The 13440-nt window shown below is 63.5% G+C and carries 12 protein-coding genes; 5 read left to right on the plus strand and 7 right to left on the minus strand.

Annotated features, from left to right (window positions below; translation table 11 throughout):
- Window positions 1–555 precede the first annotated feature (555 nt).
- Both EVC45_RS24160 and EVC45_RS24165 read right to left on the minus strand, forming a co-directional pair.
- The gene (locus tag EVC45_RS24160) at window positions 556–1116 is read right to left on the minus strand and encodes a DapH/DapD/GlmU-related protein (protein WP_129960754.1); all 561 of its coding nucleotides are present in this window, start codon (window positions 1114–1116) and stop codon (window positions 556–558) included.
- 487 nt (window positions 1117–1603) lie between these two features.
- A complete protein-coding gene (locus EVC45_RS24165) occupies window positions 1604–2518 on the minus strand; it encodes a LysR family transcriptional regulator (RefSeq protein WP_129960755.1) in 915 nt (304 codons plus the stop codon).
- Window positions 2519–3011: 493 nt separating this feature from the next.
- On the opposite strand from EVC45_RS24165, the gene benA reads away from it, so the two are divergent.
- The 5 genes from benA to EVC45_RS24190 all read left to right on the plus strand — a co-directional run bounded on the left by benA (window position 3012) and on the right by EVC45_RS24190 (window position 8050).
- Entirely contained in the window at window positions 3012–4379 is a 1368-nt protein-coding gene (benA, locus tag EVC45_RS24170) for a benzoate 1,2-dioxygenase large subunit (RefSeq protein WP_129960756.1), read from the plus strand.
- The gene (gene benB, locus EVC45_RS24175; RefSeq protein WP_129960757.1) at window positions 4376–4867 is read left to right on the plus strand and encodes a benzoate 1,2-dioxygenase small subunit; all 492 of its coding nucleotides are present in this window, start codon (window positions 4376–4378) and stop codon (window positions 4865–4867) included. Before benA ends, benB begins: the two co-directional genes overlap by 4 nt.
- A gap of 25 nt (window positions 4868–4892) precedes the next feature.
- The gene (benC, locus tag EVC45_RS24180; protein WP_129960758.1) at window positions 4893–5915 is read left to right on the plus strand and encodes a benzoate 1,2-dioxygenase electron transfer component BenC; all 1023 of its coding nucleotides are present in this window, start codon (window positions 4893–4895) and stop codon (window positions 5913–5915) included.
- The gene (locus EVC45_RS24185; RefSeq protein WP_129960759.1) at window positions 5912–6703 is read left to right on the plus strand and encodes a 1,6-dihydroxycyclohexa-2,4-diene-1-carboxylate dehydrogenase; all 792 of its coding nucleotides are present in this window, start codon (window positions 5912–5914) and stop codon (window positions 6701–6703) included. Before benC ends, EVC45_RS24185 begins: the two co-directional genes overlap by 4 nt.
- Window positions 6704–6832: 129 nt before the next feature.
- Window positions 6833–8050 (plus strand): benzoate/H(+) symporter BenE family transporter, encoded by a 1218-nt coding sequence (locus EVC45_RS24190; RefSeq protein WP_129960760.1) that lies wholly within the window; start codon window positions 6833–6835, stop codon window positions 8048–8050.
- Window positions 8051–8062: 12 nt separating this feature from the next.
- On the opposite strand, the gene EVC45_RS24195 is transcribed toward EVC45_RS24190, so the two are convergent.
- Genes EVC45_RS24195 through EVC45_RS24215 form a run of 5 tightly spaced genes read right to left on the minus strand, consistent with a single transcriptional unit; the run spans window position 8063 to window position 13396 of the window.
- A complete protein-coding gene (locus EVC45_RS24195; RefSeq protein ID WP_129960761.1) occupies window positions 8063–9589 on the minus strand; it encodes an efflux transporter outer membrane subunit in 1527 nt (508 codons plus the stop codon).
- A gap of 12 nt (window positions 9590–9601) precedes the next feature.
- The gene (locus EVC45_RS24200; protein WP_306770790.1) at window positions 9602–10753 is read right to left on the minus strand and encodes an ABC transporter permease; all 1152 of its coding nucleotides are present in this window, start codon (window positions 10751–10753) and stop codon (window positions 9602–9604) included.
- On the minus strand, window positions 10750–11733 hold the full coding sequence (locus tag EVC45_RS24205; RefSeq protein ID WP_129960762.1) for an ABC transporter ATP-binding protein: 984 nt from the start codon (window positions 11731–11733) through the stop codon (window positions 10750–10752). Before EVC45_RS24205 ends, EVC45_RS24200 begins: the two co-directional genes overlap by 4 nt.
- Window positions 11730–12698 (minus strand): HlyD family secretion protein, encoded by a 969-nt coding sequence (locus EVC45_RS24210; protein WP_129960763.1) that lies wholly within the window; start codon window positions 12696–12698, stop codon window positions 11730–11732. The genes EVC45_RS24205 and EVC45_RS24210 overlap by 4 nt, the downstream gene beginning before the upstream one ends.
- The gene (locus tag EVC45_RS24215; RefSeq protein ID WP_129960764.1) at window positions 12695–13396 is read right to left on the minus strand and encodes a TetR/AcrR family transcriptional regulator; all 702 of its coding nucleotides are present in this window, start codon (window positions 13394–13396) and stop codon (window positions 12695–12697) included. Before EVC45_RS24215 ends, EVC45_RS24210 begins: the two co-directional genes overlap by 4 nt.
- Window positions 13397–13440: the final 44 nt, after the last annotated feature.

A 13440-nucleotide genomic window follows, 5' to 3' on the forward strand; every position in this document is an offset into this window, starting at 1 on the left:
CACACCCTGTGCCCATCGGACTGTCCCCGCTGCCAAAACCATTGCTATCCATAATCGACGACTTTGCATAATCGGCCTTTGCGGACATTTCTGTCTCGGCTCTGGAGAGGAAGCTAGTCGAGGCTTAAGACATTCGCTCAACCACCAGCCGGGAAGGTGGGCTGCGAACGGTGAGAAGCCGAGGGGGACGATAGGCTGTCTCCCGGCAATGTTCTAAAAAACACCGATCGTGGCATTCCACGGCCCCATGGGTATCCGCAGGAATAGCTAATGGAGAGACGTGGCCGTCATCCGACGTCGCCATATGACTACTTCGTGCTTACATGGCCCATGAGCTGAGCTATAAGCGCATTCGCGGCGAGTTGGTCTCGTATCACAACCTCGGACGCGCCGCGTTCTCAAGCAGAGTCTTCCTCATGTTAGCTAGCTGATACCACAGTCGTGAGAGTTGTTGCTCGCATTTCGTTTTGGTAGGGGCGTGCTCTGGACGGCCGGTGACCATCCAGGTTTCCTTTCCCGATCTGATATGAACTGTGACAGAGCGCAACAATCAGTCTAGCGCCGGATCCAGTCACCAGGCACTTCGAATGTCTTGATCACTCGTGCTGGTAGGCCAGCGGCAAGGCTCCTGGCAGGAATTGCGCCGGTGACAATCGATCCGGCCGCAATGACGCTGTGGTCGCCGATAGAAGCTCCTGCCAGAACCATGGAATTTGCACCGATCCAAACGTTGTTCCCGATTGATACCGATGCCTCGGTTAGCGGTTCATCCGGGCATACCTGATGGAAGTGAGTGTCGTAGATATAAACCATGTCTGCCACCTTGACGGAGTGGCCGATTTTGATCGACTTCACGGCACATAAAACGACACCGTCGTTGAATAATGCGTTGTCGCCCACCTCCAGCACTGCATCTTTGAGGACGGTGAATTGCTGTCGAAGACGAAAGGAGCGAAAGCAACAATTCTTTCCAAGCCTGACGTGCCCTTCGCCTAAGAAATCAGGAAAGTATCCGTTGATTATGGGGCGTCCGGCACATTGGATGTTCCGCGGTCTTACAAGCGAATAGAGACACCCCTTGAGACGGGATCTATTCATAATATTACTGAGGTCCATTTCTTCTACTCCTCGGAGTAATGCCTCAACAATAAGGATTGGCTATGACAAATCGAGCCCTCGATGGTCGGGTCAGGGACGCACTCCGCGCAGGCACAGACAGTTCGCAGTACTGAAACTGGTGGTTCGGCCTACCATAGGTGGGACAGGTGAGTATATCAGTGCTTCCGGGCGGTTGATATGCCGGCGAGGGGCCAAGACATATTCCAGATGGGAACGCGTTCGTTTCAATTCACCTGCTGTTGGCCGGGCCACTCAGTTAACCGCCGTTGAACCCAGACAGCGCGACCGGCAGTTGAGGGTCGGCTACGGCCTGTTGGCATCTGGAACCGGCCACAACTTCGGCGCGGCGATAGGCATGTCGCGCGTTCTCTGACGCACACGAGCAACCGTCGTGGCGCAGCTAGACAGCTACGAGCAAGCACTTGATTTTTTGATGTGCGGCGTCGCAATCACCATGGCGCTCTACGCCACGCGAGCCCCGCTACTAATGCGAAGGCGGCAGATAGGTCATGTGCTCTTCGTCGTACAGCGCGTAGATCAGTTCGAGCATGCGCTGGATGTCGGCCGATTCATCGAGCATGCGCATGCTCATGATGATCGGCGACACAAGGTTCTGATCGTCGAGGTCTTTGTAGGCGACGTCGCCGCGCTGCAAGCCGTACACGCTCGCCGGCACGATCGAGATGCCTTCGCCCGCGCCGACGAGGCCGAGCGCGATCTGCAATTCGCGTGTTTCGTGGAGCCGGTGCGGCTTCAGGCCGCGATCGTGAAACGCGGCGAGCACCTGGTCCGCGTAACTGGGCCGCGGCGCCTTCGGAAAGATGATCAGCGTTTCGCCGGTCAGGTCGTGCAGCGACAGCACCGGCTTCGCGTCGATCAGCGGATGGCCGGTCGGCAGCGCGACGATCATCCGCTCCTCGCGCAGCACGACGCGCTTGATGCTCGGGTCTTCGTGACGAATCCGGCCGAAGCCGACGTCGATACGGCCCTCCTTGAGCGCCTTGATCTGATCCATCGTCGACATCTCGTGCAGGCTCAGCTCGACGGTGCTGTTCTCGGTGCGAAAGCGGCGGATGATTTTCGGCAGCATGCCGTACAGCGTCGAGCCGACAAAGCCCACCGACAAACTGCGCTCGATCTTGCCGACGCGCCGCGTCATCGCCTCGATTTCCGTGGTCTGTGCGAGCAGTTGCACCGCATGCGAATAGAAGAAGCGGCCGGCCTCGGTCAGCTTCAGCGGCCGCGAGTCGCGCTCGAACAGTTGCACGCCGAGCAGGTCCTCGAGCTGCTGGATCTGACGGCTGAGCGGCGGCTGCGCAATGTGCAGACGTTTGGCGGCCTTGGTGACGTTGCATTCCTCGGCGACGGCCACGAAGTAGCGCAGATGGCGCAGTTCCATAGAAATACCTTTTGAGTATCGTCGCGATACTAAATCAGTGTTGGACGATGCGAACGGCGTGGAACTATCCTTCAGTTACCGTAGACGCCCCGCAAAATTATACCTCCCGAGCATTGATAACTCGGCCCGGTCTGAAGCGTCGGTCGGCCCCCGGAGACGGCGCAGGCAAATCCTCGCGCATGGGATCCAAGACCTAGAAAGAGTTCAGGAGCAGCAATGAGACATGCTGAAATCGCAACCCCGATCAAAGGGTTGTCCACCGATGCCCTGCCACCCGCGGCCGATGCGCGCGGGCAATCCCTCAGGCACCAGGTCCTGCATTCCATGCCGAAGGTCGAGCGCTTACGCGCCACGGCCTGACGCCATACCGGAGGCGCACCGCCTCCACTCCCCGACGTAAAAGACCAACCGGCCAGCCGGCCTCCCGGCAGGCAGGCCGCTCCCTATACGCGTGCATCGCACGCATACCGACAGTCCGAATCAGGAGACCCGCATGATTCCGATCTACCCGGATCACACTCCGCAACTGAAGAATATCGACGACTTCCTCGTGGAAGACCGTGAGAGCGGCGATTACCGCCTGCATCGCAGCGCGTTCACCGACGAGCGGCTGTTCGAACTCGAAATGCAGCACATTTTCGAGGGCAACTGGATTTACCTGGCCCACGAAAGCCAGATTCCGAACAACAACGATTACTTCACGACCTACATGGGCCGTCAGCCGGTCGTGATCGCGCGCAATCGTCAGGGCGAGCTGAACGCGTTCATCAACTCGTGCACGCACCGCGGCGCGATGCTGTGCCGTCACAAGCGCGGCAACAAGGCGACCTATACGTGCCCGTTCCACGGCTGGACCTTCAACAACAGCGGCAAGCTGCTGAAGGTCAAAGACCCCGCGGACGCGGGCTATCCCGACTGCTTCAACAAGGAAGGCTCGCACGACCTGAAGAAGCTCGCGCGCTTCGGCAACTATCGCGGCTTCCTGTTCGGCAGCCTGAGCGATGACGTGCCGCCGCTCGAGACCTTCCTCGGCGAGGCTGCACGCATCATCGACATGATCGTCGACCAGTCGGAAGAGGGCCTCGAAGTGCTGCGCGGTTCGTCGACCTATACGTACGAAGGCAACTGGAAGCTGACCGCCGAAAACGGCGCGGACGGCTATCACGTGTCGGCGGTGCACTGGAACTACGCGGCGACGACCAATCATCGCAAGGAAGAGAACGCCCGCGAAGACAAGATCCGCGCGATGGATGCCGGCAGCTGGGGCCGTCAGGGCGGCGGCTTCTACGCGTTCGAGCACGGCCACATGCTGCTGTGGACGCGCTGGGCGAATCCGGAAGACCGTCCGAACTTCAGCCGCCGCGACGAATTCGCCGCGCGCTGCGGCACCGAGCGCGCGGACTGGATGATCCAGAACTCGCGCAACCTGTGCCTCTATCCGAACGTGTATCTGATGGACCAGTTTGGCTCGCAGATTCGCGTGCTGCGGCCGCTGTCGGTCAACAAGACCGAAGTGACGATCTACTGCATCGCGCCGAAGGGCGAATCCGACGAAGCGCGCTCGCGCCGCATCCGTCAGTACGAGGACTTCTTCAACGTGAGCGGCATGGCCACCCCCGACGACCTCGAGGAATTCCGCGCCTGCCAGCTGGGCTACGCGGGTCGCGCGGTCGAATGGAACGACATGTGCCGCGGTTCGAAGCACTGGATCGACGGCGCGGACGAAGCGGCGCAAAAGATCGGCCTCAACCCGGTGATGAGCGGCGTGAAGACCGAGGACGAAGGCTTGTACACGGTGCAGCACCGCTACTGGATCGACACGATGAAAAAGGCGCTGACCGCGCCGGGGAGCCGCGCATGAGCAACATCGCCATCACCGATATTCAGGCTTTCCTGTTCCGCGAAAGCCGCCTGCTCGACGACGAGCAGTGGGACGAGTGGCTCACCTGCTATCACCCGGACGCGCCCTTCTGGATGCCGTCGTGGGACGACGAGGACAAGCTCATCACCGATCCTGAGCGCGAGATTTCGCTGATCTACTACCCGAACCGCCAGGGCCTCGAAGACCGCGTGTTCCGCATCAAGACCGAGCGTTCGAGCGCGACGATGCCCGACACGCGCACGAGCCACAACGTGGCCAACGTCGAGATCGAGAGCGCGGACAACGGCGTGTACACGGTGCGCTTCAACTGGCACACGCTGAGCCATCGCTACAAGACCAACTACAGCTACTTCGGCATGTCGCGTTACGTGATCGACTTCAACGGCGCGCAGCCGCAAATCCTGAGCAAGTACGTCGTGCTGAAGAACGACTACATCAATCAGGTCATCGATATCTACCACATCTAACCGGTGCGGTCGCAGGAGACAGGTCATGGAACACACCATTGCACTTCAGTTCGAAGACGGCGTCACGCGCTTCATCAGCTGCCGTGAGAACGAAACGATCTCGGATGCCGCGTACCGGCAGAAGATCAACATTCCGCTCGATTGCCGCGAAGGCGCGTGCGGCACCTGCCGCGGGCTGTGCGAATCGGGTGTGTACGACATGCCCGAGGAGAGCTACGTCGAAGATGCGTTGACGCCCGAGGAAGCAGGCAAGGGCTATATCCTCGCGTGCCAGACGCGGCCGCGCTCGGATCTCGTGGTGCGTGTGCAGGCGTCGTCGGCGGCGTGCAAGACCGGCGTGTCGCGTTTCGAAGGCACGCTTGCGGCGGTCGAGCGGCTGTCGGATTCGACGATCCATTTTTCGATCGATCTCGACGGCGCGAGCGCGCCGAGCTTTCTTGCGGGTCAATACGTGAACGTCGACATTCCGGGCGCGAGCGGCGAGAGCCGGTCCTACTCGTTCAGCTCGGCGCCGGGCGCGACGCGTGCTGCCTTCGTCGTGCGCAACGTGCCGGACGGCAAGATGAGTGGCTTTCTGAGCAACGATGCGCAGCCGGGTCAGCGGATCGGCTTCACGGGTCCGTACGGCAGCTTCTATCTGCGCGATCCGCAGCGTCCGGTGCTGTTTCTCGCGGGCGGCACCGGCATCGCGCCGTTCCTGTCGATGCTCGACGTGCTGAAGGCGAGCGGCAACTCGCAGCCGGTGCGGCTCGTGTACGGCGTGACCAACGACATCGATCTGGTCGCGCTCGAACAGATCGAAGCAGCACAGCAAACGTTGCCGAATTTCAGCTATCGCACCTGTGTGGTCGATTCCGCAAGCGGTCACGAGCGCAAGGGCTATGTGACCGCGCACGTCGACAGCGACTGGCTGAACGACGGCGACGTCGATGTCTACCTGTGCGGCCCGGTCGCGATGGTCGAAGCGGTGCAGGGCTGGCTGCGCGACAGCAGCGTGGAGCCCGCGAACTTCTACTACGAAAAATTCTCGGCGAGCAACGTAGCATGACTTCGACCTTTACCGATCGCTTCAAGGGCAAGGTGCTCGTCGTGACCGGCGCGGGCCAGGGCATCGGCCGCGGCGTCGCATTGCGCGCGGCGCGCGAGGGCGCGGCTGTGGTGCTGGTCGACCGTTCGCCGATCGTGCACGAGGTGGCCGAAGAGATCGCGCATGCCGGCGGCAAGGCGCGCGCATTCATCGCCGACCTCGAAACCTATGCGGGCGCGGCGGCGATGACGGCCTTCGCGATCGACGCGTTCGGCCGCATCGACGCGCTCGTCAACAACGTCGGCGGCACGATCTGGGCGAAGCCGTACGAGGAATATGAGGCAGAGCAGATCGAGGCCGAGGTGCGGCGTTCGCTGTTCCCGACGCTGTGGTGCTGCCACGCTGTGTTGCCTGGGATGCTGCAGCGTGCGAGCGGCGCGATCGTCAACGTGTCGTCGATTGCGACGCGCAGTATTTATCGCGTGCCGTACGCGGCGTCGAAGGGCGGCGTCAACGCGCTGACCGCGAGCCTCGCGTTCGAGCATGCGGAGCACGGCATCCGCATCAACGCGGTTGCGACCGGCGGCACCGAAGCGCCGCCGCGCCGCGTGCCGCGCAATGCCGCAGCGCAAAGCGAGCAGGAAGCGACGTGGTATCAGGGCATCGTCGAACAGACGATCGCGTCGAGCCTGATGCACCGCTACGGCACGATCGACGAACAGGTCGGCGCGATCCTGTTCCTCGCTTCCGACGAAGCGTCGTACATCACCGGCACCGTGCTGCCGGTCGGCGGCGGCGATCAGGGCTAGCGAGTCGCGGGTGCCGCGTGATGCCGATAGGCCGCGCGGCGATTGTCCTTCATACTGTCGGCCTCGAATGATTCCGCTGTCTGACGGTGGCCTGCTTCAAGCGCAGCGCCGCCTTGACCCACATCGACGATGAATCCCACCCCTAGCCAGGCGCCGACCACCCGCGCCGTTGCGGCCGACTGGTCCGTGTCCGCCATCGTGGCCGGCTTTCTGGCCGTGCTGATTTCGTACGCGGGCCCGCTCGTGATCTTCTTCCAGGCGGCGCAAGCGGCCCACATGCCCAACGAGATGGTCGCGTCGTGGGTGTGGGGTATTTCGATCGGCGCGGCCGTCTCCGGCATCTTCGCGAGCTGGAAGCTGAAAGTGCCGGTCGTGACCGCTTGGTCCGCGCCCGGCACCGCGCTGCTGGTCGGACTGTTTCCCGCGCTGACGCTGCATCAGGCGGTGGGCGCGTACCTCACCGCGGCCGTGATCATTCTGCTGATCGGCGTATCGGGCTATTTCGACCGCATGGTGCGCAGCATTCCGAAGGGCATCGCCTGCGGGATGATGGCCGGCATCCTGCTGCAGTTCGGCACGCATGCGTTCAAGGCGGCGGCGTCGATGCCGGCGTTGGCGTTCGGCATGATCGGCGCGTACATCGTGTTCAGGCGTTTGCTGCCGCGCTATTGCATCGTGCTGGTGCTGCTGACGGGCACGGTGCTCGCCATCGCGCTCGGCGCCGCGCATCTGGGCGCGCTGCCGCTGCAAGTGACGCGGCCGATCTTCATCAAACCCGAATGGACGCTGAGTTCGACGCTGAGCCTTGCGTTGCCGCTCGTCGTCGTCAGTCTGACCGGGCAGTTCCTGCCGGGCATGGCGATTCTGCGCGTGTCCGGCTATCACACGCCGGCCCGGCCGATCATCACCGCGACGAGCATCGCGTCGATCGGCGTGGCGTTTTTCGGCGGCATCACGATCGTGATCGCCGCGATCACGGCGGCGCTGTGCACCGGCAAGGATGCGCACGACGATCCGGACAAGCGCTATATCGCGGGCATTGCGAACGGCGTGTTCTATCTGATCGGCGGCACGTTCGCCGGGGCGATCGTCGCGCTGTTCACGATGCTGCCGAAGGAATTCGTCGCGATTCTGGCGGGCCTCGCGTTGATCGGTGCGATCACCTCGAACGTGATGGGCGCGATCCAGGACGAAGACCATCGCGAGGCCTCGGTCATCACGTTTCTGGCGACTGCGTCCGGGATGACGTTCCTCGGGCTCGGCTCCGCGTTCTGGGGCATCGTGATCGGCTCGTTCGCGTACCTCGTGCTGAACAAGGTGATGCGCGAGACGCCTGCGAACCGATAACGAATCGCTCACTCAAGGCCGCGCGCCGAGCGCCTGATACAGCGCGGCGGTATCGGCATAACGCTGCGCCGCGGCTTTGGTGCGATCGAGTCCGGTCTGCAATTCCTGACGCTGCGTATCGAGCAGCGACAATTGACTGATCCCGCCCGCCGCGTAGCGCTGGCTCGCGATGCCGGCGCTATGTTGCGCGCTGCGTTGAGCGGCGTCTAGCGCCTGCAACGCGACGGCGTCCTGATCGAGCGCGCGCAGCGCGTCGGCGACCTGTTGCAGTCCCTGCAGCACGGTTTGCCTGTACACCGCGAGCGCGGCCTGGTAGGCCGCCTCGGACGAACGCTTGCGCGCCAGCAGCTCACCGCCATGAAACAGCGGCTGCGTGAGACCCGCACCGAAACTCCACACGTTGAAGCCCGTCGGCAGGTCGGACAGATTGATCCGTTCGGTCGACGCGCTGCCCGACAGCGTGATGCGCGGATACAGATTCGCGGTCGCGACGCCGATGTTCGCGCTCGCCTGATGCAACAGCGCTTCGGACGCGCGGATATCGGGCCGCTGCTGCGCGAGCGTGGACGGCAAGGTCAGCGGCAGGTCGGCGGGTAGCACGAGCGTATCGAGGTCGAGCGCGGCGAGCTCGGGCATGGCGCTCGATTCCGCCGGTGCGCGACCCAGATAGATCGCGAGTTGATGATCGGTCTGCGCGAGCTGCGTGCGCAGCGGCGGCAACGTCGCGCGGGTTTGCTGCACCAGCGTGCGCTGGCTCAGCAGATCGACCTCGGAGATGCCGCCCGCGTGAAAGCGCTGTTCGGCGATATCGAGCTGCTGCATCTGGTTCGCGAGCAGCGCTTCGGTGAGCGCGATCTGACGCGCAAGCGACGCGCGTCGGATCGCGGCCGTCACGACGTTGCCCGCGACCGTCAAACGCGCGGCTTCGAGTTCGTATTGCTGATAGTCGACCTGCGCGGCCACCGCTTCGAGCGCGCGGCGATTCGCGCCGAACAGATCGAGGGTGTACGACACCGCGACCTGTGCGCTGTACAGCGTGAACGGAGCAAACGGGTGGCCTTGCGCCAGCTGTCCGAAGCCAAGCGCTTCAGGGTCGATTTGCGCGCGCGTGGCCGACAGGTTCGCATCCACCTGTGGCCACAGCGTGCCGCCCGCCTGCGCGCGATAGTCCTGTTGCGCCTGGTCGAGTTTCGCGCGGGCTTGCGCGAGGGTCGGGCTGTCGTCGAGCGCCTGTTGCACGAGCGCGTTCAGCACCGGCGATCCGAACGCACGCCACCAGCCGTCGCCGGGTACGTCGGTCGGCGCAAAGTGTTGCGCGGCGCCGCCGGGACCATCGGCCGCGACGGTGCTTGCCGCCAGCGGCGCGGCGGTATAGCTCGACACGCTGGTCACGTCGGGTCGATGAAAATCCGGACCGACCGTGCACGCGCACAATGCCGCGCTTGCGCAGAATGCGGCGAGCCGACGCGTGGCGGATCGCTCGGACCAGCAAGCCGCGCGATGAACAGCCACGTCACGAAAGCGAGGAGCGGAACACATTGCAGGCCTTCCTCAATCGAGCGTGCGTCGATAGAACTTCACGGCGACACCCATCACGACGAACAGAAAGATCAGCAGCGGCCACACATGCGGCCACATGTCCACCCAACCGACGCCCTTGAGCAGAATGCCGCGCACGAGCCGGTTGAAGTAGGTGAGCGGCAACAGGTTGCCGATGTACTGCGCCCACTTCGGCATACCCGCGAACGGGAACATGAAACCCGACAGCAGGATGTTGGGCAGAAAATAGAACATCGTCAGCTGCATGGCCTGCAGCTGGTTCTGCGCGAGCGACGACAGCGTAATGCCGATCGTCAGATTGGCCGCGACGAACAGCAGCGCGGACAGATACAGCGCGATCAGACTGCCTTCGAACGGCACATTGAACACGAAGCGCGCCGCCGCGAGAATGATGCTGACCTGCACCAGGCCGATCGCCACATAAGGCACGATCTTGCCGGTCATCACTTCGAGCGGCAGCACCGGGGTGGCGAGCAGATTTTCCATCGTGCCGCGCTCGCGTTCGCGCGTGATCGCGAGGCCGGTCATCATCACCATCGTCATCGTCAGGATCACGCCCATCAGGCCGGGCACCACGTTGTACTGGGTGATGCTTTCGGGGTTGTAGAGCCGGTGCAATTGAACATCGAAAGCCGTGGGGCCGACCGCGAGCGACGACAGCGCGCCCGTGAGGTCCTTCTGCAACACCGACTGCGTGATCGACGGCAGCGCCCCGAGCGCGGTGCCCACCGCCATGGGGTCGGTTGCGTCGGCTTCGACGAGCAGCGATGGCCGCGCGCCCTTCGCCAGTTCGCGCGTGAAGCCGACAGGGATATTCAGCACGAACAGCACTTTGCCCTGCGCGAGCGCGCGGCGGCCGGACTCTTCATCGGGCAACGTCGACACGATGTCGAAGTAATCGGAGTTGCGCATCGCCATCACGAAGCTGCGCGTGAACTCGCTGTGATCGGCGGCGATGACGGCGGTCGGCAGATGCTTCGGGTCGGTATTGATCGCGAAGCCGAACAGCGCCATCTGCATGATCGGCAGCACGATCATCATCGCAAACGTGATGCGGTCGCGCTTCAGTTGCAGAAACTCCTTGCGCACGATGCTCCACCAACGCATCAGCGAAAAGCGTGGAAGGCGGCGCGCGGAATTCATGATGCCTGCTTCGCCGAAGGAGTTGCGTAATTGTCGGTCGAGCGGTTCATCATGAAGATGAACACGTCCTCGAGGCCGGTTTCCTGTGGTTCGATCCGCAGCGTTGGATCCGAATGACCGAGTTGGTCGATCGTCGCGTGCAGTTCGGGCGTGTCCGGACCGCTGACATGCAGCGACGAACCGAACGCCACCGTCTGCTCGACACCGGGCGAGCGGCGCAGCCGGTCGCCGAGCTGGACCAGGTTCTGGCCGTACACGGCCCACGTCACGAGCCCTTGCGGGTCGATCACCTGTTTCGACGTGCCCTGCGCGAGCAGCTTGCCGTACGCGATATAGGCAAGCTTGTGGCAGCGTTCCGCTTCGTCCATATAGTGCGTGCTGACGAGCACCGAGATGCCGCGCGCCGCGAGGCGGTGCAACTCTTCCCAGAAGTCGCGGCGCGCGCTCGGATCAACACCCGCGGTGGGTTCGTCGAGCAGCAGCAGTTCCGGCTCGTGCAGCATGCACGCGGCCAGTGCCAGACGCTGCTTCCATCCGCCCGACAACGCGCCGGCCAGTTGTTTCGCACGGCTTTGCAGGCCAAGCTGTTCGAGCGCGCGGTCGACCGCCTCGCGGCGGTTCTTCATCTCGTAGATGCGCGCGACGAAGTCGAGGTTTTCGCGGATGGTCAGATCTTCCCAATAGGAGAAGCGCTGCGTCATATAGCCGGTGCGCCGCTTGATCTGCGCGCTGTCCTGCACGATGTCGTAGCCCAGACACGTTCCGCTGCCGGAGTCTGGCGTCAGCAGTCCGCACATCATGCGGATGCAGGTGGTCTTGCCGCTGCCGTTCGGACCGAGGAACCCGAAAATCTCGCCGCGTCGCACCTGCATCGTGACGTCGTTGACGACGTGCTTCGTGCCGAAATGCTTGTTCAGCCCGTGCACGTCGATCGCGTACACGGGATCGCTGGCGTGGCCGGCGGGCGTGGGCGCACTCATTGCAGCGTCACCGTGACGGGCTGGCCGGGCCGCAGCTTCGGCGCATCGGCGATCTGGGGTCGCGCTTCGACCATGAACACGAGCTTCGCGCGACTTTCGTTGCTGAAGATCACCGGCGGCGTGTACTCCGCCTGGTCCGAAATAAAGCTGAGCACGGCCGGCACGTCGGCGGCGCAACCGTCGCAATGAATCGACACGCGACGGCCCGGCGCAAGCGAACCAACCACCCCCTGGGGCACGAAGAAGCGCACCTTGACGTTCTCCGGCGGCAGCATGCGCACGACGGGGCTGCCGGCCGGCACCCATTCGCCGCTGCGATACATCGTGTCGAACACGAGGCCCGCGTGCGGCGCGTGCACGCTTTTCTGATCGAGCTTCCATTGGGCCTGTCCAAGCTGGGCCTGCGCCGCGTCGACCTGCGCCTGTTGCGCGCGAATCTGTTCGATCCGCCCAGGCAGACGCGAGACGGCGAGCTGGCTTTGCAGCTCGCGCACGTGTGCGGCGCTCGACAGCGCATTCGCGCGCGAGTCGTCGAGCTGGCTTTGCGCGATACCGCCCGCGCCGAGTTGTTGCTGGTCGCGGCGGAACTGGGTCGCGGCGCGCGCCGCATCGGCTTCGGCCTGCACGAGTTGCGCGCGCGTCACGTCGACTTCCGGCGGACGCTTGCCGGTTCCAAGGTCGGCAAGCTGCGCGCGGGCCGAACGCAGTTGCTGGTTGGCCTGCGCGACGGCCTCGGTTTCGTTCTGCGCTTCGAGCGCAAAGAGCGGCGTGTTCTGCGCGACGGTCTGCCCGCGCGAGACCGCGAGCTCGGTCAGCTGTCCGGCCTGCGACGACGCGAGATACAGGAACTCGCCTTCCACATAGCCTTGCCACGTGTTCGCCGGCTGTTGCGAACAGCTCGCGCACGCCGCGATGCATAGTGCGAGGAACGCGGCACGAATGGATGAGCGGGCGGACGGAATCATGACGGCTTCCCTTTCGCGCGGCGTGCGGTGGACGTGGCCGTCGCTTTGACCTTTGCCTTCGCCTTGGCCTTGACCGCCCCGGTTGCGCTCATGCCTTGCGTGAGCAGCGCAACGACGTGGCGTTCGAGCGTCGCGCGATCGAACGAGGTGCGCGGATTCAGGCGCTGCCAGATCCTCGCGGTTGCCTGCGGCAGCATCACGAGGGCCAGCACCGAGTTGAACAGCAGCAACGGTTCCAGCTGCGCGTTCAACTGACCCGATGCGCAGCCGCGCGCGATGTTCTGACCAAACGCGGCGAGCTTCTGGAGGGGGATGTGCGCAAACGCGCGCTCGCGCAGCAGACCGCCTTCGTTGACGATCTCGCGCAGCCATAGCGAAGGCAGCCACGGCATCGTTTCGGTGACGTCGAACATGCGCTTGACGATGCCTTGCGTCAGCTCGAGCGGCTCGTCGTGGTCGGGATCGACCGGATCCCAGATCGCACCGAAGGCGGCGACGAGCCTTTCCTCGAACAACGCGTCGAGCAGTTTTTCGCGGGTCTGGAACCAGTAGTGCACCATCGCGGACGTGACGCCGCTCGCCGCCGCGATCTGTGCAACCGTCGTATTGGCGATGCCGCGCTCGGCGAACAGCGTCACCGCGACATCGAGCAGATGTTCGCGTGCGTCGAAGTCCTGCGGATGAGGACGGCGACCCATTCGGGAGCGGACGGCTTGAGGCATGGCCACGACACTAATTGACG

The organism is Paraburkholderia sp. UYCP14C, from assembly GCF_004197395.1.
Taxonomy (GTDB): domain Bacteria; phylum Pseudomonadota; class Gammaproteobacteria; order Burkholderiales; family Burkholderiaceae; genus Paraburkholderia.